Below are 17,498 nucleotides of genomic sequence, written 5' to 3' on the forward strand. Positions count from 1 at the left end.
AGTGAACGGTCCCTCATGGCCTCCCAGGATTCCCCCCGGGCGGACGAACGGGTGACCTACGTCGAATTCGCCCTTTCGAGCTCCGAGTACCCGTTCGTCGCGGTGTCCGAGGCGGACGGCGCAGCGGCGCTGCTGAGGGAGTTCATCCCGCGGGGAGCGGGGAGCTACGCCGAGTTCTTCTCGGTCAGCGGCGTCGACCCCGAGTCCGTCCTCGCGCAGGCCCTCGACCACCCGTCGGTGGAGGCGCGTCTCGTCGAGCGGTTCGAGGACGAGGCGTTATTCGAGTTCGTCGTGGACGACGGCTGTCCGGCGGTCTTTCTCGGTGAGTCCGGCGCGCTCCCCTGCACCGTCGAGAGCCGAGGCGGGAGCGGGACCGTCGGGGTGGAAGTCCCGCCGTCCGAGGACGTCTCGACGGTCATCGACGACTTCACCGACGCCTATCCGGACGCCGAGCTGACGGTCAAGCGAGAGCAGTCCTACGGGACCCCGATATTCGGGCAGAGGTGTCTCCGGGCGGCTCTCGAGACGGATATGACCGATCGCCAGCGGGAGATCCTCGGAGCGGCCCACGATGCCGGGTACTACGACTGGCCGCGGGAGGTCACCGCCGAGGAGCTCGCCGACCGGTTCGGAATCTGTCCGGCGACGTTCCATCAGCACCTCCGGGCCGCCGAACAGAAGCTCGTCGCCCTGTCCCTCAGACGGGCCTGAGGGACGGAGTCGCGCGCGAAGACGACGGCCGCCGGATCAGTAGCTTCAACACCGCGCCGGATCGATCCGCGCACATGGCGCTCGAAAAGGACGTGGACTGTCCCTCGTGCGGAGAGACCCAGTCGTTCTACCGGACCGCGGCGATGACCCTTCACCTCGGCGAGAAGACGAAGTGGCGGTGCCCCGAGTGCGGCTACGGCTACGTCGAGATCAACGGCATCGACACGCTTCCGGCCTGATCCGCGAGCGCGGCGTCCGACCACCGGTCCCCGAAACGCGACCGACCGCCGGAGATAAAGAAAAACGAGACGACCGGACGGTTCCGGTCTCGTTCCGCGATCCGCTACCGATCAGTCGTCGCTCTCGGCGGCCGGCGGCTCCTCCGTTTCTCCCTCGGTGTCACCGTCTTCGGCGGTGATCGGGTCGTTCTCCTCCTCGGTGAAGCCGGCCGACGCCTCCTGGCGGGCCGACGCCTCGGGGTCGAACCGCGCCTCGATGTCCTGATACCGCGGGACGAAGGAGAGCTCGTGGTGGCTCTCCGTCTCGTGACCGAGGTAGCGGTCCTCCAGGTCGAACTGCGCCTGTTCGCCGTTCTCGGCGATGTTCTGCATATCCTCGTACACCGCGTGGGCGCCCGAGTGGAGCCCGTACAGGGTGATGAAGATGTACTGGTAGCCCAGGTCGCCGAGCTCTGCGAAGGTGAGCGGGTCCTCCTGCTCGCTCCACGCGAACGACGAGGAGTAGTTGAACGCCAGGTCGAGGTCGGGATGAGTCTCGTGGATGGTCTCCGCGTACTCGACCGCGTCCTCGCGGGACGGGTCGGGCATCTCCGGCCAGACGAGGTCGACGCCGGCGTCGGCGTAGATCCGGCCGCGTTCGAGGTGCTCCTCCCAGTCGCCGTTGGCGGAGCCGTACGCGTCGGTCCGCGCGATGATGACCGTGTCCTCGCTCTGCTTGGCGTCGACGGCCGCCTCGAAGCGCGACCGCGCCTGCTCGCGGGAGGCGATCTGCTTGCCCGCGATGTGGCCGCACCGCTTCGGCGAGGTCTGGTCCTCGATGTGGACGGCGGCGACGCCGGCCTTCTCGTACTCGCGGACCGCGCGCCGGACGTTGTGGACGCCGCCGTAACCGGTGTCGCAGTCGGCGACAACCGGGAGGTTCGTCGCCTCGACCATGCGCTTGGCGTTCTCGACCATCTCGGTCATCGTGACCATCTCCAGATCGGGGAAGCCGAACTGACCGAGCACGGTCGAGTAGCCGCTCATGTAGGCGGCGTCGACGCCCGCCATCTCCGCGAGGCGGGCGTCGAGCGCGTGGTAGATCCCGGGCGCGAACGTGTACTCCTGCTCCGCGAACAGCTCGCGGAGCTTCCGGCCGGCCGGGTTGTCGATATCTCTCTCGAAGACGTCGTCGTCGAGCTCGTTGGGATGCATGGATGTCACTCTGCGGTGTCGTCGTCGGTGGACCGCGCCGTCGCGGCGCTGTCGGTCGTGGTTCGATCCGTCGCGCGCCGGTCGGCCGTCGATCGGCCCGTCGCGTACCGGTCGGTCGCGCTCCGCGTGAACGTCGTCGGGTCGGGTCGGGGACCGGCGCCGGTCCCGGACAGGGGAACGGGGCTCACGGCGACCCCCCGTCGGTCCGCGAGGTCCGGGTCGGACGCAGGTCGGGGACCAGCGGCGCGTCTCGCTCCGCGTCGGTCGGCGGCGGGCTCGGGCGACGCGGGGCGTCGGTCGCGGTCGCCCCCGTCGTCGACGTCCGGGTCGCGGGAACGATCGGCGCGCCCGCTTCCTCGGTGATCGGCGTGCGGCCGGGGATCGAGCGGGGAGAAGCGTCAGCGGTCGTCTGCCGGTCTGTCGGTCGGGTCGTCTCAGTCGTCTGTCGGGTCGTCTCGGGCGTCGTGGTCTTGTCAGGTGTCGTCATCGGGTCGTGTGGGTGGTTGCGGTGGTCGTCTGGTGATCGGTCGGTCGGCGCGTCGTGCTGCCCCGTGTCCGCGTACTGATACTGACATTGCACTCGGTGGGTTCGGAGGGATGGTAATAAACATAATGATCGATAATGATAATATTCGTTAGTGTGTTTTACCTGTTTAAATGATGCGTGGTATCACGGGGCACGATCGGGCGGGCGACGCGCTTGGGGCGGCAATCGTCGGGCGTCGGACCGATCCCTTCTAACCGGCTCCGGTGCGTTTGCCCGCCCGTGAACGAGCGCGATGCGCTTCGCCGGCTCTCCGCCGACCTGCCGCACGCGGGCGACGACGCCGCCGTCGTCGGCGACACCGTCATCACGACCGACATGCTCCACGAGCGCACCGACTTCCCGCCGGGGACGACCCGGTACACCGCGGGGTGGCGAGCGGTCGGCGCGTCGCTCTCGGACGTGGCGGCGATGGGCGCGACCGCGACCGCCGCGGTCGCCGTCTACGCCGACGCCGAATTCGACCCCGACCGACTCGACCGGTTCGTCGCCGGCGCGGTCGACGTCTGCGAGTCGGTCGACGCCGACTACGTCGGCGGCGACCTCGACAGCCACGACGAGTTCACGACCGCCTCGACCGCGATCGGCGAGGTCGCCGACGCCGGCCCGGTGACGCGGTCGGGCGCGGCCCCCGGCGACGCGCTCTGCGTCACCGGGGAGTGGGGGCGGTCCGCGGCCGCCCTCCGGCTGTTCGAGCGCGGCGACGAGGCGTCGGTCGAGCGCGCCAACGACCTGTTCCGGTTCGCGCCCCGCGTCGCCGACGGGGTCGCGCTCGCCGGCCGCGCGACCGCGATGATGGACTCCTCGGACGGGCTCGCGCGGTCGCTCCACCAGCTCGCGGAGGCGAGCGAGGTCGGCTTCGCGCTCGATAGCGACCGGCTCCCCGTCCACCCCGCGGTCGACGACGTCGCCGAGGGGGCCGCCGACCGCTTCGAGCTCGCCGCGCACTTCGGCGAGGACTTCGAGCTCGTCTGTACCGTTCCCGAAGGCGACCTCGACGGCGCCCGCGAGGCCTGCTCGGGCGGGCTCGCGCGCGTGGGAACCGTCGTCGACGCCGCAGACGGGGTGACCGCCGACGGCGACCCGCTCCCCGACCGCGGCTACACGCACGGGTGAGGGCCGGTCGGGCGGCCGAACCACCGACGACTTATAAATCGGCGCCCGTTACCCCGACCATGCCGACCGAGACCGAGCGGATGGTGGCGGGAGAGCCGTACGACCCCACCGACCCGGCTCTCGTCGCCGACCGCGAGCGCGCCCGCGACCTGACGCGCCGATACAACGGGACGAGCGGGGCCGAGCGGGAGCGCCGGACCGACCTCCTCCGCGAGCTGTTCGACGCGGTCGGCGAGGACCCGGTCGTCCAGCCGTCCCTCCGCTGCGACTACGGCTACAACGTCGCCGTCGGCGACGACTTCTTCGCGAACTACGGCTGCGTCCTCCTCGACGCGTGCCCGATCACCTTCGGCGACCGCTGTATGCTCGGCCCGGGCGTGCACGTCTACGCGGTGACCCACCCGATCGACCCCGACGAGCGCGCGACCGGCCGCGAGCGCGGACGGCCCGTGACCGTCGGCGACGACGCCTGGATCGGCGGGCGTGCGGTGCTCAACCCCGGCGTGACCGTGGGCGACGGCGCGGTGATCGCCTCCGGCGCGGTGGTCACCGACGACGTGCCGACCCGCACCGTCGGCGGCGGGAACCCGGCGCGGGTGATCCGAGAGATCGATTAAAAAGGCTACGCCAGCGCGTCGGCGAGGACGGGGGCGACGCTGACGACGCTGCAGCCGCGCTCGATGGTGTCGCTGCCGACGATGCGGTCGACGCCGGCGCCGCGCAGCTTCGTCACGGCGTTGGCGGCGAGCATGGGATGGACGCAGGCCGCGATCACCCGCGCCGCGCCGCGGTCGTTCAGCACGGCGACCGACTCGCTCATCGTCGACCCGGTCGCGATGATGTCGTCGACGACGACCACGTCCCGCCCCTCGACGGAGGCGTCCGACGGCGACACCGCGACGGCGCCCGTCTCGCGGTCGCGGTGCTTCTCGAAGTAGTCCGTCTCGCCCGCCCCGTACGCGTCCCGGACCGTCTCGGCGATGCCGACCGCGCCCTCGTCCGGCGCGAGGAACAGCGGGTCGGCGAGGCCGGCCGGCAGCGGGTCGGCGAGGACGGCCGCGGCGTCCACCGTCTCGACGGGGACGTCGTAGAAGTCGGCGACGCGCGGCTCGTGGGGGTTGACGAGGACGACGCGGTCGGCGCCGGTGGAGATCGCCCGCGCCATCGCCCGCGCCGAGACGGGCTCGCCGTCGCCGAACGACTCGTCCTGCCGGGCGTACCCCATGTAGGGGATCACGGTCGTCACGCGCTCGGCGCCGGCCTCGCGGACGGCGTCCTGGAGTTGGAGCAGTTCGACCCACGCCGCGTCGGAGTCGGTCGTCGCGACGACCGTCGCCTCGTCCCCGGCGAAGTCGGGGACCGCCGCGAGCGTCTCGCCGTCCGGGAACCGGTCGTACGTCGGCGTCGCCAGCGGTCGGCCCGTCTCCTCGGCGAGCGCGGCCGCGAGCAGCTGTGAGCTGGATCCGGGAACGATCATGGGCGTCCGTTCCCCTGACACCGGTAAACCAGTTTCCTTACTCCGGCGCGGGTCGGCGTCGTCCGCGGGGCGCCGAGGGACGCGGTCACCGGACCGGCGCCCCGAGCCCCACGCGAGCGTGTGACGCACGGCGACCACAGGGGCGGATATTTACGCGAGCGGCGGATACGACGCCGTAATGACCGAAACAGGCGACCGAGTCGGTCTCGCCTGCCCGTCGTGTTCGCCGGGCGAGGAGACCGTCCACGAAGTGTTGCGCCCCGGCGGGCAGGCGACCGTCCGCTGTACCGACTGCGACCACACGCACAAGACCGAGATCCCGGAGGAGGACACGGTCGAGTTGGACATCGTCGTCTCGCAGGACGGCGAGTCGTTCACCACCCGAATGGACGTCCCCGCGGACACCTACGTCGGGACCGGCGAGGAGTTCGTCGTCGACACCCCCGACGCGCTGATGCAGGTCCGCGTCACCGGGATCGAGGTGGGGCCGGAGCAGCGCGTCGAAGATGCCGACATCGAGACCGTCGAGACGCTGTGGACCCGCGCGGTCGACAACGTCACCGTTCCGGTGACGCTGCACCCGAAGGACGGGAACGCCGACGAGACGCGCTCGATCCGGGTGAACGTCCCCGGCGACTACGAGTTCACCGTCGCCGAGACCGAGGAGTTCGGCGACGAGGAGTTCGTCGTCGAGGGCGTCCAGATCCGCGAGGACGCCCCGGAGTACCGCCACGAGAAGCTCGACCACGACGGCGATTTCGCCTACGCGAAGGACTGTAAGCGGGTGTACGGCCGCGACGAGAGCCTGACGGCCTGGTCCGCCTGGTAGGCGTCGCGGCGTCGGGAGTCAGCGGTCGCTCCGGGGAACGAGCCTTCCGAAAAAACGGTGGCACCGATGGGGGCGACCCACATCGAACACCGTCTGTGAGTACGACCGCGACGTGGTCGGGACGGCGTTAGATGACGCGGTTCTGCAGGTAGTCGAGGTGTTTCGCGTTGTAGACGATCTTGACCTCGTCGGTCGCCGGGCTGCCGATGCAGGTGAGACGGACGTTCTTCTCTTCGACCTCCTCGTCGGAGAGGATCTGCTGCATGTCCATCTCGATGTCGCCCTCCTTCACGATGGAGGCGCAGTTCGCGCAGGCGCCGGCGCGGCACGAGAAGGGCCAGTCGTAGCCCTGTGCCTCGGCGGATTCGAGGATGTATTCGCCCTGATTCACTTCGAGGGTGCCGTAGTCCTCGGCGTCGAGGTCGGCCTCGGCGGCCTCCTCGAAGAGGTTGTCGTCGTCCATCGACCAGCCGTGGTCGTCGAGCACTTCGTAGTTGAGGTATTCTACTGTGGGCATCACCTGTCGGTTTGATGCCCTCCTCATTAGGCTTTGCTGTTCCTCGCCTCACGGGTGATCGATCGGAAGACCCGTCGGACGATCAGAACCGAGCGAGCCGCCGAACACGTTCGCTCTCGCCGCGCGGTCGGCCTGACAGCTCGTTATCATGACTGATACGCCGTGGGTAACAGTAAATAGCGAACGGCGCGTAGCGTGGTCCGATGGAAGAGTCCGTCGTCGCCGACTTCGTCGGCCGCGTTCACACCGCGGACATCGGGAGCGACAAGCCGGTGACGGGGCGGGTGCTCCTGAGCCAGCGCCGACTGGTGCTCGCGACGGACGACGACAAGACGACCGTCCCCCTGTCCGCCGTGTTCGACGTCTCCGTCGGCACCGTCCCCGGCGACCTGCGCTCGTTTTTCAGCGACAGCGTCACCCTGGCGTACGAGCGGCGGGGCGACCGACGCACGGCCCTCGTCGAGGGCGAGTCGGAGGACATGGAGCGGTTCATCCGCCTGCTGTTCAAGGCGCTGCTGCGCGGCGTGACGGTCACCGTCCGGCACCCCGCGAAGGTGGGCGGTCGCGTCACGGACGCGTCGGACCACACGGCGTCGGTGACGCTGTCGCCCGGCGCGATCGGTTTCGTCGACTGTCCCGACCCGTTCGAGGTCGACCTCTCCGCCGTGATCGACTACGAGCGGACCGACCGGACGCTCGCCGGCACCCAGCGGCCCGCGCTCGTGTTCCGCCACGTCGTCGACTCACGGACCGTCACGTCGATCGCGACCGTCCCGAACGAGCGCACGCTGAACGTGCTCGGCCGGTACATCAAGCTGGAGTACGAGGAGGTCATGGAGGAGCTGGAGTCGTTCGACCCGACCGAAGAGCAGCTGGAGATCCTCGTGTCGATCTACTCCGCCGGCGGGGAGGCGAACATCGCCGACGTGGTCACGGGCGACGTCGCGCAGACGTCGATGGTCCTCGATCAGCTCCGCGAGGAGGAGCTCGTCGTCGACGGCGAGTCGGGCGCGGCGCTCACGCGGAAGGGGCAGATGATCGTCACCACGTACCTGGAGTCGGTCAACGCCTGACTGCCGACGCCGCCCGGCCGAACGACTATGCCTCGCCGTCACCTCCGACCGGTATGGGATTCAAGACCGACTTCAGCAACGGTGTCATCTCGCTTCTCGTCAGCCTCGCCGTGACCGCCGCGGCCGCGCGATCCGAGGAGAGCGACGAGTGGTCGACGGGGGAGCTGTTGGCCGCGGTCGGGATCGCCTCGTTCCTCTCGGGATACCTGACGAGCTACTTCGCCAAGTGAGGCGGCCGGACGCCGGCCGGTGGGAGGCCGACCGAGGCCCGTTCGGCGGGATCCGGGGGAAGTTTCATGCTGATGCGGACGTAGGTAGTTCACATGCCAGACGACCGCCACGGGCGTTCGACGCGGCTCGACGCCGCGGCCCGCGAACGGGGGCTGGACGCGCCGGCGGGCGACCGACGCGACGCGGCGCCGCCCGACGACGCGGGGCCGCGGACCGCGCGGGTGCCCGAGCCGCACGTCCACGACACCTTCTCCGTCGACGGGATCGACACGAAGCGACGCGAGGGGCTGTTAGAGGCCGTCCTGCTCGACCGCGACGGCGTCAGCGCCGCCTCGGCGACGAGGCGGAACGGGACGGTCGGGATCCACCACGACCCGGACGTCTCCCGCGGGGAGCTCCGGGACGCGCTGGAGGCCTGCGGGCTCGTGGTCGCGCCCGGCGACGCGGCGTTCGAGGTGCGGCGCGCCGCGCAGTTCGACTCCGCCCGCGTCGCCGTCGCCGTCCTCTTCGGGCTGATGGTCGCGACCCCGTACATCGCCGTCCTCTACCCCACCCGGGTCGAGTGGCTGTTCTACGACCCGGTGACGGTCCAGTACCTCCAGTCGATCCTCGACTCGCAGATGGCGACGCACTTCTTCGTCAACCTCGGCTCGCTGTCGGGGATCGCGTTCCTCGTCGCCTGCGGTCCGATGATCAAGCGGTCACTCGCCGCGGCGGCCGCGGGGCGAGCGACGAACGAGAGCGTCTTCGTGGCGGGCGTCGTCGCGCTGTTCGGCTACAGCACCCTCGCCGCGTTCACCGCGTTCGAGGGGGCCGTCCACTACGACCTCGTCGCGTACGCGGTCGTCGGCGTCACCCTCTGGAACCACTTCGGCGTCGGCGAGACGACGCCCGACACCGCGGGCGTCGAGGGACCGACCGCCGACGGGAGCGACGCTCCCGCCGACGCCGCCGAGGAGGAGCCGATCGCGATGACCGACGGCGGCCGGTAGTCGCCGACGGTCTCGCCGCGCGTTTCCTTTTAAATACTTCGCCGGTCCGGACGCGCCGAGCGCTCAGTACAGCTCTCCGTCGAGCGGCTCGATCCCCTCGATCCGCACCTCGTCGCCGACGGCGAGGGTCGCCCCCCGCTGCGTCTCCGGAACGACGGTGTTCACCATCAGCCGGAAGTCGTGGTCGAAGCGGTCGCTCTCGGTCCAGTCCGGGAGCGTCGCCCGGCGATTCTTTATAAAGGTCTCGCGGAAGCCGTCGATCTCGGCGCCCGTGTCCGGGTTCCGGGACGGGACGACGCAGCGCTGACAGGGGTTGACGCCGAGCAGCTCGGCGTCGCCCGCGGCGACCCGGACGGCCTCACCGCGGTCGGCGAACAGCCGGTCCTCCCAGAAGGCGGGGCAGTCGTCGAGGACCACGTTCGGGCGGAGCCGCCGGCGCATCTCCGTCGCGTCCGCGACCGCGTTGAACCAGCCCGCGACCGTCTCCAGCGTCGCGCGCGAGACGGCCGTCGGCCCGTGTGCGACCCGGTCGTCCGGGAGCCCGCCGTCGGGCTCGCGCACCAGGTCGACGTCGTAGCCGAGGTAGTCGCCGACCCACGCTTCCACCGCGTCGGCCTCGTCGGGGAGCGCGAACCGCCGCTCGTCCGCATCGGTCCTCGTCTCGGTGCGCGCCGGCCGCGAGAGGGTCACCGCGGTCGGCGTCGGGTCGACCGAGTCGGTCAGTTCGTAGCTCGCGCGGATCCCGTGGACCGCGGGCTCGCGCTTCCCGTTGACGTAGCCGCCGTTCCCGCCGACGGACGCCTCGTGGGGGTCGACGCCGGCCTCGACGAGCGCGTACGTGCGGTCCCCGCGGAGCGCGCCGGCCGCCCCCAGCTCGGCGCGGTCGAGGGCGACGCCGTCGTTCGATTTCAGCGGATAGGCGACGAGGTCCGCGATGCGTGCCATGTCCCGCGTTCGACGGCGCGTGAGAAAAGCGATCGGTCGACGGCGCGGCGGCGGCGTTACTCCTCGTCGTCTTCGTCGGCAGCGTCGGTCTCCTCGTCTCCGTCGGCGTCCGGCTCTTCGTCGTCCTCGGTCGCCAGCCCGGCCGCCGCGAACGCCTCGGCGACCTCGTCGCCGGGGACGGTCCGGTAGCCGTCGGCCTCGGTGATCGTCGCGACCGCGACGTCGTCGGGTTCGAACTCGTCCTCGTGGGCCGCGAGCGCGGCGAGGCCGAGCTCGATACCGGCGGGAAGCGAGAGGTCGTCGTTCCACTCCTCTTCGAGGTGGCCCTGGATCTCTTTCCGGCCGCCGCCGATGACGGTCGCCTTCCACTCGTTCGGGGTGCCGGAGGGGTCGGCGGCGAACAGGCGCGGCTCGCCGTTCTCGATGCCGCCGATGAGGAGCGCGGCGCCGTACGGGCGGGTGCCGCCGCGCTGGGTGTTCTCCTGGATGTGGTCGGTGACGAACTTCGTCAGCGTCTCGACGCCGACCGCCTCGCCGTAGCGCAGGCGGTTCCCCTGCGACTGCCGGCGAGCGAGGTCGATCAGCTGTCGCGCGTCGGCGACGTGGCCCGCGCTCGCGGTGCCGAGGTGGTCGTCGAGCTTGTGGAGCTTCTCGATGCTCTCGGCCTCCATCAGCGTCGAGGAGGCGCGGGACATCGCGACGAACACGACGCCCTCGGCGGTGCGGATCCCGACGCTGGGCGCGCCGCGCGAGACCGCCTCGCGGGCGTACTCGACCTGGTAGATGCGCCCGTCGGGCGAGAACAGCGACGTGCCGCGGTCGTACGCCTGCTGGTCGTTGTTGCCCATCATCGTCGATCACCCGCTCTCGCGGTGTCGCCTTGGCTCATTACCCGTCATTACGCCGGACGGTTGAAAAAGGGTCCGTAACCGGTACGTGCCGGGAGCGACCCCGGACCCTTTAGTTGCCCGCGGCGTCGGCGGGTCGGAGCTCGCCGAGACGGGCGTCGCTCGACCGCAACGCGCGGAATCCGCGATCCCCGCCTACGACGGATATATGCCGATCGGTCCCCTAGCGCGGTCGAATTTGACTCCCACACGAACGACAGCCGCGCTGACGGCCCTCCTCGTGCTCCTCGCGGCCGTCGGCGGGGTCGCGGCGGTGCCGGACGCCCGGATCGCGATCGACGGGATCGACGCGAGTACGACCGATCCGGTCGTCGGCGAGCGGACGAGCCTGAACGTCTCGCTCTCCAACTCCGGCGGCAGCCCCTCGGCCGCCGACGTGACGAGCGTCAGGGTCGTCGACGCGGGCGCGGACGACGACGCGAACCCGCTCGATGAGGCGACCGCGGTCGGCGCGCTCTCGCCCGGCGACGCCACCGACGTGACCCTCTGGACCCGGTTCGACGACCCCGGCGAGCGCCGGGTCACCGTCGAGGTCGTCGCCGAGGCGGAGGCCGAAGACGGCGAGGACCCGGCGACCGTCACCGTGACGCGCGACGTCGTCGTCGACGTCCAGCCGGCCGTGGTGACGCTCGACCTCCGGACGCGCGGGCTCGCCCCGGAGGACCTCCGGAGCGACGACGAGAGCGAGGACGCCGGCGGCATCGGCGTCGACGGCATCGAGGGGATCTTCGGCGGCGGTGGCGGCGGGCTCGACACGGGCGAGGACGCCGCGGAGGCCGTGCGGTCGGCCGACTCCCCGGTGGCGGTAACCGTGGTCAACACGGGGACCACGACCGCCGACCGCGTGAGCCTGACCGCGGCCGGCGAGCCGATCGCGGGCGGTGATGGAAGCGGAAACGGCAGTGAAAACGGGGCGTTCGAGGCCGGCCCGTACGTCGTCGAGGAGGTCGCGCCCGGCGAGGAGCGGCGCGTCGTCGTCGACCTCGGCCCCCTCGACCGGCGCTCGGCGGTGACGTTCACGGCGGCGTTCCGGGCGGGCATCGACGCGCAGGACGGCGCCGGCGCGGAGCGCACCGCGACGTCGACGCTCCGGTACCCCGCGCACGACGGGGAGCCGATTGTCACCGACGCGACGGTCGAAGCGACCGACGACGGCGAGGTCCTTGTCGACGCCAACCTCGGCAACGCGGGCGGCGGCGATCTGGAGGGCGTCGTCGTCTCCGTGGGGGAGGCGCCGGGCGTCGAACCGACGCCGGCCGGCGGCGAGTACTTCGTCGGCGCGGTCGGTGCCGGCGACTTCGTCGCCTTCGACCTGCGGACGACCGCGAACGCGTCTGTCGCCGACGAGGTCCCGGTCCGGATCGCGTACACCGAGCGCGGCGTGCGGTACGTGGAGACGGAGGCGGTGGCGCTCCCGGACGGCGCGGGAACCGGAGACGGGAGCTCGGACGCCGCCGGCACCCTCGGCTCCGCCGGCGGGCTCGGCTCGGTCGGCGCGCTCGGGGCGGTCGGCCTCGTCGGTGCCGCCGGGCTCGCGGTCGTGGGAGGCGTCGTGCGTCGGCGCGATGTATAGCGTCGAACTGCGGGGCGCGACCAAGCGCTACCCCGGCGGCGGCGCCGAGCCGGTGGTCGCGCTCGACGACGTCGACTTCGCGGTCGAGCCGGGCGAGTTCGTCGCGGTCGTCGGGCCGAGCGGCTCCGGCAAGTCGACCCTGCTGAACGTCCTCGGGCTGCTCGACGACCCGACGGAGGGGAAGCGGGTCCTCGACGGGACCGACGTGACGAGCCTCTCGGTCGCCGAGCGCACGGCGGCGCGCAAGGAGTCGATCGGCTTCGTCTTCCAGGACTTCCACCTGCTGCCGACGCTGACGGCGGTCGAGAACGTCGCGCTGCCGACCGCGTTCGACCCCGGCGACGCGAGCGACCGCGCCGCCGACCTGCTCTCGCGGTTCGGGCTCGGCGACCGGCTCGACCACGAGCCGTCGGAACTGTCCGGCGGGCAGAAACAGCGGGTCGCCATCGCCCGGTCGCTCATCAACGATCCCGCGGTCCTGCTCGCCGACGAGCCGACGGGCAACCTCGACACGGAGACCGGCGAGTCGATCCTCGCGGAGTTCGAGCGCGTGAAGCGGGAGGGGGTCGCGGTCGTCGCGGTGACGCACGACCCGCTCGTCGAGGGGTACGCCGACCGGGTCGTCGAGCTCACCGACGGCGTGCTGGTCGGCGGGATTCCGGACGGCGATGAGACGAGGGAAGCGGAGCCGCGCCCCGACCCCGAGACGGCGACCGCGGAGGATCAATGAGCCGGGGCGAACCGGCGGCGCAGTCAGGTTCGGGTTCGGGGCCGGGCTCGCGGCCGAAGTCCGGAGCGAGCGGCTGGCTCCGCGGCTGGCGCCCCGCGGTAGGGATGGCCGCGCGGAACCTGCGCCGGAACCGGGTGCGGACCGCGCTCGCGGTGCTCGGCGTCTGCATCGGCGTGCTCGCGGTCGCGGCGCTCGGGATCTTCGGCAACGTGCTGGCGCTCGGCGCCCAGGACGCCATCGGCGACATCGGCACGCAGGTCGTGGTCTCGCCGAACGCCGACGCCGGGATCGAGTCGCTCTCCGACGCCGACGTGGCCGACATTCGGCGCGCCGTGGGCGAGCCGGCGGTCGTCCCGCTGTACTCGGACAACGCGGTCGTCGCCAGTCAGAGCGACCAAGAGTTCGCGACCGTCTACGGCGTCGAGGAGCCGGCGCTCGCGTTCGAGGCCGCGGAGGGCCGGCTCCCCGAGCGCCACCGGCAGGGCGCGATCGTCGGCGCCGACGTCGCCGAGGAGCTCGGCGTCGGCGCGGGCGACACCGTCGGGATCGCGGGGACCCAGGTCCGGGTGGTCGCGGTGCTCGTCGAGAGCCAGACGTTCAGCCCGGTCGCGCCCGACGACGCCGTCTTCCTCCCCGAGTCCGCCTTCTCGGCGGACGGGTACGCGCAGGCCCTCGTCGTCGCCGAATCGGGCGAGGCGGCGCGGGTCGCGGCCGACGACATCCGCGCGGAGGTGAACGCCCGCGAGGAGCGCGTCGAGCTGTTCGAGCTCGCCGCGATCGTCGACGAGGTCAACGAGTTCTTCGGGCTGCTCAGCACGTTCCTCCTCGGGCTCGGCGCCATCTCGCTCGTCGTCGCCGGCGTCTCGATCCTCAACGTAATGTTAATGAGCACGGTCGAGCGCAGGGAGGAGATCGGCGTGATGCGCGCGGTCGGCGTGACCCGCCGCGACGTGTTGCGCGTGCTGCTCGCGGAGGCCGGCCTCATCGGCGCGATCGGCGCCGCCGCGGGGACCCTCCTCACCGTCCTGCTCGTCGCCGGGCTCGTCGCCGCGACCCCGGAGGTCGACGCCGCCCTCGCGCTCGACCCGACGAACGGCTACTACCTCCTCCTCGCGCTCGGCTTCGGCGTCGGCGTGGGGCTCGTCAGCGGCGCCTACCCGGCCTGGAAGGCCGCGAACGAGCGACCGGTCGAGGCGCTCCGGAGCTGAGCAGCCGCGACCCGACGGCGAGCCCGGCGGCGTCTCTCCGCGAGCGGGACCGTCACCCCGCCCAGCCGCCGCGCATGTCGTCGGTCACGCGGTCGCGCCACGTCTCGAAGGCGTCTCGACACTCCGGGCTCTCCTCGATGTGCCGGACGAACCCCGCTCCGGGGGACGCCAACTCCGCCTCGCAGAACGGGCACCGCCTCGGCTCGATCGTCGACTCCGCTAATGCCATGACATCACATACCAATCTAGAAGCTCAAAAGTTTTGTTACGTGTGGTATTTTTGCCATAGATATCTGTTCCGCGTGCTTCTCGCGAAGTATCCAGCCCGAACGTCCACTCAGTACAAGAGGAACGCCCCGACCGTCAGTCGGTTTTTCGCTCGTAGGTGACGAACGCGAGGTCGCCGTCGCCGTCGGTCTCGGCGTCCGGAACGACCTCGCGGTCGACTTCCCGCCACGCGTCGGCGTCCCAGTCCGGGAACCGCGTGTCGCCGTCGGGACGCCCGGGGACCTCCGTCAACACCATCCGGTCGGCGAGGTCGAGGAACTGCTCGTAGACGGCGGCGCCGCCGATCACGTACGCCTCGTCGACGCCGCGGTCGGCGGCGTCGGCGGCGGCGAGCACGACCGCCCCGCTGACGTCGTTCGCGGCGACGGCCCCCTCGGGGAGGTCGAGGTCGCGCGTCGTCAGCACGACGCTGGTGCGGTCGGGGAGCGGGCCGCCGATCCGGGCGGCGATGCTCTCGTACGTCTTCCGCCCGACGATCACGGGGTGGCCGGTCGTGAGACGCTTGAAGTGCGCCAGGTCGGCCGGGTAGTGCCACGGCATCCCGCCCTCGTCGCCGATGACGCCGTTCTCGGCGACGGCGGCGACGATGACGAGGTCGACGTCGGCGATCTCGGCGCTGCCCGCGCCGTCGCCGGCGGGCGCGTCGCCGCCCATCACTCCGCGACCGCGAACGAGAGGCCGTCCGCGGAGTCGTAGTCGACGAGCTCGACGTCCTCGTAGGTCAGCTCGTCGAGGGGGACGTCGGCGATCTCGATCCGGGGGCGCTCGCGCGGCTCCCGCGAGAGCTGTTCGAGCAGGCCGGGGACGTGATCGTACCCCACTTCGCCGTCGGCCTCGTCCGGGGCGGTGCGCTCGACCCAGTCCTTCACGTCGAGGTAGTCGGCCTTGCTCCCGACGTTCGCGAGCCGCTCTTGGACGTACGGAAGGTTGTTCGCGTACCACTTGCCGCGCTCGCCGCGGCCGCAGTAGACGTGCGCGTCGACGACGGTGTGGCCGAACTCGCCGACCTCGAACCCCGTCCGCTGCGCGAGCGCGTTCGCGAGGATCGCGTAGGCGGCGATGTTGAACGGCACGCCGAGCGCGATGTCGCCCGAGCGCTGCGTGAGGTGGAGATTTAAACGGCCGTCCTGCACGTTCACCACGAACGAGTAGTGACACGGCGGGAGCGTGGAGGTCGCGGCGTTGGCGGGGTGCCACGCGTTGACGACCATCCGGCGCGAGCGCGGGTTCTCCTCGAGCGTGTCGAGCACGTACCGAATCTGGTCGAACGTCCGGCGCTCGCCCCCGTCGGGGCCCTCCTCGACGGTCACCCAGCGGTGGGCGTCCTCGGGCCACGTCTCGCCGGGGAGCGCGGCGTCCTCGTTGGGCACCGGATAGCGCCGCCAGAACCGGCCGTAGGCGGTGTCGAGCCGGCCCTCGTCGTCGGCCCACGCGTCCCAGATCTTCGTCTCCTCGCGGAGGTTCCTGACGTGCTCCTCGCCGGAGAGGTACCACAGCACCTCGTGGATGAGCGAGTTCCAGCGGTAGCCGTCCATCTGTTTGGTGGTGAGGAGGGGGAACCCCTCCGCGAGGTCGACGGTGTACTGCCCGCTGAACGACGCGATCGTGTCGACGCCGGTCCGGTTCGGCTTGTACGTGCCCGTCGACAGGGTGTCGTCGACGAGATCGAGGTACTGTTGCATGGTGGTCGGCGTCGCCTCCGTCCCACGGGCACGCGAGGCGACTGTCTATCGGGTCAAACGCGCGGCGGAAAGTAAGTGTGTCGTGAGCGGAAGCGAGATGCGGCGTCTACGCGCACGTCGGTGTCGGTAGGCGATTTATAAATGGCCGAAGCGGTGGCGCGCCTCCGAGCGGTCGCCGCCGGCGGCCGCGAGGAGCCCGCGAGGGAGTCGGACGGTCGGAGCGAAGCGGAGGCCGGCCGACGAGGCTGGGGAGGCGTGAGGTGCGGTTTCTGTGCGGGGCGGGACTCAAAGGGACAGCCGCGAGGACGAAGCACGACGACGCAAGCACCACAGCGAAGGAGCGGTAGCGACTGAGCGAGGAGCGCAGCGAGTCGCGCGAGTCCTCGCGGCTGGGGCTTTGGAGGTGTTCATCGCCGATCTCGAATCAACCGTTTATAAGCGAGCGGCTGGAACTCCACTGACGTTCCCCGCGCCGCCGACAGTGTATAAACGGCCGACAGCAACACTCCACTCCGAGTTATATAGCCGTCACCCAGGCCCGGTACTCCTCGTCGAGCCCGTACACCTCGCGGAACGCGCGCTCGATGAATCCCGCCACGCGGTTGGCGTCAGAGCGCGCCGTGACGACCGCGTTCGTCCCCTCGGCCTCCTCCGGGCTGACGAGCTCGTCGATCCGGAACTCCGGGAACTCCCCCAACAACTCCTTCAGCCGCTCTAACTCGTCGTCCGTGCAGTCCAAGACCACCTCCGTGCCGGCGAGCTGGATCCACGGCGGCACCTCGCCGCCCTCGGTGACGTCGCTGTCGGGGTCGACGTCGACGGTCATCACGTCGCTCGATCGGGTCCGGTGGGCGGTCGCCGCGTCCGCGAACAGCTTCAGCCGCTCGTCCCCTGTCGCGGCGTCGAATCGGGTCATGCCACCACGTCGGCGCCGGCGGCTCTTGAAAGGCCCCGACTCCCCCCGCTCCGATTTAAAAGCCCGCTACCGCTCCGTCTCCGCCAGCACGTCCTCGGCGATATCGAGCGTTCGCTCGGCCTCGTGCACCCGGTCGTGGATCGCGCCGGTCCGCACGAGCTCCAGCTCCGGCTCGTCGAGCGCGTCGCGCACCTCGGCGGCGCGGCGGAGCCGCTCGTACGCGTCGTCGCGCGCGAGGTCGCGCACGGCCCGCAGCGTCGCGACCGTCTCGTCGTCGGCGACCCGCGAGACCAGCGGGATCAGCTCGTCGATCTCGTAGGCGAGC

General features: G+C 71.1%; 23 protein-coding genes. 11 read left to right on the top strand and 12 right to left on the bottom strand.

The features are described 5' to 3' along the window. The first annotated feature begins 15 nt into the window (after nt 1–15). Together B4V06_RS15045 and B4V06_RS15050 are read left to right on the top strand one after the other, a co-directional pair. Nucleotides 16–711: a helix-turn-helix domain-containing protein gene (locus B4V06_RS15045; RefSeq protein ID WP_498170473.1), complete on the top strand. Its 696-nt coding sequence runs from the start codon at nt 16–18 to the stop codon at nt 709–711. A gap of 74 nt (nt 712–785) precedes the next feature. Beyond that, on the top strand, nt 786–950 hold the full coding sequence (locus B4V06_RS15050; RefSeq protein ID WP_008006832.1) for a DUF7838 family putative zinc beta-ribbon protein: 165 nt from the start codon (nt 786–788) through the stop codon (nt 948–950). A 111-nt stretch (nt 951–1,061) separates the two neighbouring features. Here B4V06_RS15050 and aceA read toward each other — a convergent pair whose 3' ends face one another. Genes aceA through B4V06_RS15065 form a run of 3 tightly spaced genes read right to left on the bottom strand, consistent with a single transcriptional unit; the run spans nt 1,062 to nt 2,631 of the window. Further along, nucleotides 1,062–2,144 carry an isocitrate lyase gene (gene aceA, locus B4V06_RS15055; RefSeq protein ID WP_498170475.1) on the bottom strand — a complete coding sequence of 361 codons (1,083 nt, stop codon included), beginning with the start codon at nt 2,142–2,144 and terminating at the stop codon, nt 1,062–1,064. A 5-nt stretch (nt 2,145–2,149) separates the two neighbouring features. After that, nucleotides 2,150–2,332, bottom strand: coding sequence for a hypothetical protein (locus B4V06_RS15060; protein WP_498170477.1), 183 nt, complete (start codon nt 2,330–2,332; stop codon nt 2,150–2,152). Next, on the bottom strand, nt 2,329–2,631 hold the full coding sequence (locus B4V06_RS15065; protein ID WP_498170647.1) for a hypothetical protein: 303 nt from the start codon (nt 2,629–2,631) through the stop codon (nt 2,329–2,331). Before B4V06_RS15065 ends, B4V06_RS15060 begins: the two co-directional genes overlap by 4 nt. A 279-nt stretch (nt 2,632–2,910) precedes the next feature. On the opposite strand from B4V06_RS15065, the gene thiL reads away from it, so the two are divergent. Together thiL and B4V06_RS15075 are read left to right on the top strand one after the other, a co-directional pair. Next, the gene (thiL, locus tag B4V06_RS15070) at nt 2,911–3,804 is read left to right on the top strand and encodes a thiamine-phosphate kinase (RefSeq protein ID WP_498170479.1); all 894 of its coding nucleotides are present in this window, start codon (nt 2,911–2,913) and stop codon (nt 3,802–3,804) included. Nucleotides 3,805–3,863: 59 nt separating this feature from the next. Then, nucleotides 3,864–4,421 carry a sugar O-acetyltransferase gene (locus B4V06_RS15075; RefSeq protein ID WP_498170481.1) on the top strand — a complete coding sequence of 186 codons (558 nt, stop codon included), beginning with the start codon at nt 3,864–3,866 and terminating at the stop codon, nt 4,419–4,421. 5 nt (nt 4,422–4,426) lie between these two features. Here the strand turns inward: B4V06_RS15075 and prs are convergent, their stop codons facing one another. Next, nucleotides 4,427–5,281 carry a ribose-phosphate diphosphokinase gene (prs, locus tag B4V06_RS15080; protein ID WP_498170483.1) on the bottom strand — a complete coding sequence of 285 codons (855 nt, stop codon included), beginning with the start codon at nt 5,279–5,281 and terminating at the stop codon, nt 4,427–4,429. Between the two features lie 178 nt (nt 5,282–5,459). Here prs and B4V06_RS15085 point away from each other — a divergent pair, with 178 nt between their 5' ends. Further along, on the top strand, nt 5,460–6,110 hold the full coding sequence (locus B4V06_RS15085) for an HVO_0476 family zinc finger protein (RefSeq protein WP_123112806.1): 651 nt from the start codon (nt 5,460–5,462) through the stop codon (nt 6,108–6,110). Nucleotides 6,111–6,237: 127 nt separating this feature from the next. On the opposite strand, the gene fer is transcribed toward B4V06_RS15085, so the two are convergent. Further along, nucleotides 6,238–6,627: a ferredoxin Fer gene (fer, locus tag B4V06_RS15090; protein ID WP_123112807.1), complete on the bottom strand. Its 390-nt coding sequence runs from the start codon at nt 6,625–6,627 to the stop codon at nt 6,238–6,240. A 203-nt stretch (nt 6,628–6,830) separates the two neighbouring features. Between fer and B4V06_RS15095 the strand changes: the two genes are divergently transcribed. The 3 genes from B4V06_RS15095 to B4V06_RS15105 all read left to right on the top strand — a co-directional run bounded on the left by B4V06_RS15095 (nt 6,831) and on the right by B4V06_RS15105 (nt 8,923). Continuing rightward, nucleotides 6,831–7,700, top strand: coding sequence for a CheF family chemotaxis protein (locus B4V06_RS15095; protein ID WP_123112808.1), 870 nt, complete (start codon nt 6,831–6,833; stop codon nt 7,698–7,700). 53 nt (nt 7,701–7,753) lie between these two features. Further along, nucleotides 7,754–7,930, top strand: a complete 177-nt coding sequence (locus tag B4V06_RS15100; RefSeq protein WP_170938248.1) for a hypothetical protein — start codon at nt 7,754–7,756, stop codon at nt 7,928–7,930. 93 nt (nt 7,931–8,023) lie between these two features. Continuing rightward, entirely contained in the window at nt 8,024–8,923 is a 900-nt protein-coding gene (locus B4V06_RS15105; protein WP_498170486.1) for a hypothetical protein, read from the top strand. 63 nt (nt 8,924–8,986) lie between these two features. Here the strand turns inward: B4V06_RS15105 and B4V06_RS15110 are convergent, their stop codons facing one another. Then, a complete protein-coding gene (locus B4V06_RS15110) occupies nt 8,987–9,868 on the bottom strand; it encodes an MOSC domain-containing protein (protein WP_498170488.1) in 882 nt (293 codons plus the stop codon). Nucleotides 9,869–9,924: 56 nt separating this feature from the next. Beyond that, a complete protein-coding gene (gene psmA, locus B4V06_RS15115; RefSeq protein ID WP_123112811.1) occupies nt 9,925–10,716 on the bottom strand; it encodes an archaeal proteasome endopeptidase complex subunit alpha in 792 nt (263 codons plus the stop codon). 208 nt (nt 10,717–10,924) lie between these two features. On the opposite strand from psmA, the gene B4V06_RS15120 reads away from it, so the two are divergent. From B4V06_RS15120 to B4V06_RS15130, 3 genes are read left to right on the top strand one after another with little or no spacing between them, the layout of a single operon-like run. After that, on the top strand, nt 10,925–12,349 hold the full coding sequence (locus tag B4V06_RS15120; RefSeq protein WP_498170490.1) for a hypothetical protein: 1,425 nt from the start codon (nt 10,925–10,927) through the stop codon (nt 12,347–12,349). Further along, nucleotides 12,342–13,079, top strand: coding sequence for an ABC transporter ATP-binding protein (locus tag B4V06_RS15125; RefSeq protein ID WP_123114846.1), 738 nt, complete (start codon nt 12,342–12,344; stop codon nt 13,077–13,079). The genes B4V06_RS15120 and B4V06_RS15125 overlap by 8 nt, the downstream gene beginning before the upstream one ends. Then, a complete protein-coding gene (locus B4V06_RS15130) occupies nt 13,076–14,287 on the top strand; it encodes an ABC transporter permease (RefSeq protein WP_123112812.1) in 1,212 nt (403 codons plus the stop codon). Before B4V06_RS15125 ends, B4V06_RS15130 begins: the two co-directional genes overlap by 4 nt. Before the next feature lie 52 nt (nt 14,288–14,339). Here B4V06_RS15130 and B4V06_RS15135 read toward each other — a convergent pair whose 3' ends face one another. From B4V06_RS15135 to B4V06_RS15155, 5 genes are all read right to left on the bottom strand, one after another. Continuing rightward, nucleotides 14,340–14,516, bottom strand: coding sequence for a DUF7501 family protein (locus B4V06_RS15135; protein WP_176329407.1), 177 nt, complete (start codon nt 14,514–14,516; stop codon nt 14,340–14,342). 134 nt (nt 14,517–14,650) lie between these two features. Further along, nucleotides 14,651–15,229, bottom strand: a complete 579-nt coding sequence (locus B4V06_RS15140) for a dihydrofolate reductase (protein ID WP_123112813.1) — start codon at nt 15,227–15,229, stop codon at nt 14,651–14,653. Beyond that, the gene (thyA, locus tag B4V06_RS15145) at nt 15,229–16,257 is read right to left on the bottom strand and encodes a thymidylate synthase (RefSeq protein WP_498170493.1); all 1,029 of its coding nucleotides are present in this window, start codon (nt 16,255–16,257) and stop codon (nt 15,229–15,231) included. Before thyA ends, B4V06_RS15140 begins: the two co-directional genes overlap by 1 nt. 517 nt (nt 16,258–16,774) lie before the next feature. After that, nucleotides 16,775–17,173 (bottom strand): DUF7975 family protein, encoded by a 399-nt coding sequence (locus B4V06_RS15150; RefSeq protein WP_123112815.1) that lies wholly within the window; start codon nt 17,171–17,173, stop codon nt 16,775–16,777. 66 nt (nt 17,174–17,239) lie between these two features. Beyond that, a partial coding sequence (locus tag B4V06_RS15155; protein ID WP_498170495.1) for a DUF7118 family protein occupies nt 17,240–17,498 on the bottom strand: 259 nt, incomplete at its 5' end.

Source organism: Halorubrum sp. B53, assembly GCF_059752395.1.

Excerpts from the sequence above, each read along its gene's own strand:
- B4V06_RS15045 (WP_498170473.1), top strand. The coding sequence starts at position 16 with ATGGCCTCCCAGGATTCCCCCCGGGCGGACGAACGGGTGACCTACGTC.
- B4V06_RS15050 (WP_008006832.1), top strand. The coding sequence starts at position 786 with ATGGCGCTCGAAAAGGACGTGGACTGTCCCTCGTGCGGAGAGACCCAG.
- aceA (WP_498170475.1), bottom strand. The coding sequence starts at position 2,144 with ATGCATCCCAACGAGCTCGACGACGACGTCTTCGAGAGAGATATCGAC.
- B4V06_RS15065 (WP_498170647.1), bottom strand. The coding sequence starts at position 2,631 with ATGACGACACCTGACAAGACCACGACGCCCGAGACGACCCGACAGACG.
- B4V06_RS15075 (WP_498170481.1), top strand. The coding sequence starts at position 3,864 with ATGCCGACCGAGACCGAGCGGATGGTGGCGGGAGAGCCGTACGACCCC.
- prs (WP_498170483.1), bottom strand. The coding sequence starts at position 5,281 with ATGATCGTTCCCGGATCCAGCTCACAGCTGCTCGCGGCCGCGCTCGCC.
- B4V06_RS15085 (WP_123112806.1), top strand. The coding sequence starts at position 5,460 with ATGACCGAAACAGGCGACCGAGTCGGTCTCGCCTGCCCGTCGTGTTCG.
- fer (WP_123112807.1), bottom strand. The coding sequence starts at position 6,627 with ATGCCCACAGTAGAATACCTCAACTACGAAGTGCTCGACGACCACGGC.
- B4V06_RS15095 (WP_123112808.1), top strand. The coding sequence starts at position 6,831 with ATGGAAGAGTCCGTCGTCGCCGACTTCGTCGGCCGCGTTCACACCGCG.
- B4V06_RS15100 (WP_170938248.1), top strand. The coding sequence starts at position 7,754 with ATGGGATTCAAGACCGACTTCAGCAACGGTGTCATCTCGCTTCTCGTC.
- B4V06_RS15105 (WP_498170486.1), top strand. The coding sequence starts at position 8,024 with ATGCCAGACGACCGCCACGGGCGTTCGACGCGGCTCGACGCCGCGGCC.
- B4V06_RS15110 (WP_498170488.1), bottom strand. The coding sequence starts at position 9,868 with ATGGCACGCATCGCGGACCTCGTCGCCTATCCGCTGAAATCGAACGAC.
- psmA (WP_123112811.1), bottom strand. The coding sequence starts at position 10,716 with ATGGGCAACAACGACCAGCAGGCGTACGACCGCGGCACGTCGCTGTTC.
- B4V06_RS15120 (WP_498170490.1), top strand. The coding sequence starts at position 10,925 with ATGCCGATCGGTCCCCTAGCGCGGTCGAATTTGACTCCCACACGAACG.
- B4V06_RS15125 (WP_123114846.1), top strand. The coding sequence starts at position 12,342 with ATGTATAGCGTCGAACTGCGGGGCGCGACCAAGCGCTACCCCGGCGGC.
- B4V06_RS15130 (WP_123112812.1), top strand. The coding sequence starts at position 13,076 with ATGAGCCGGGGCGAACCGGCGGCGCAGTCAGGTTCGGGTTCGGGGCCG.
- B4V06_RS15135 (WP_176329407.1), bottom strand. The coding sequence starts at position 14,516 with ATGGCATTAGCGGAGTCGACGATCGAGCCGAGGCGGTGCCCGTTCTGC.
- B4V06_RS15140 (WP_123112813.1), bottom strand. The coding sequence starts at position 15,229 with ATGGGCGGCGACGCGCCCGCCGGCGACGGCGCGGGCAGCGCCGAGATC.
- thyA (WP_498170493.1), bottom strand. The coding sequence starts at position 16,257 with ATGCAACAGTACCTCGATCTCGTCGACGACACCCTGTCGACGGGCACG.
- B4V06_RS15150 (WP_123112815.1), bottom strand. The coding sequence starts at position 17,173 with ATGACCCGATTCGACGCCGCGACAGGGGACGAGCGGCTGAAGCTGTTC.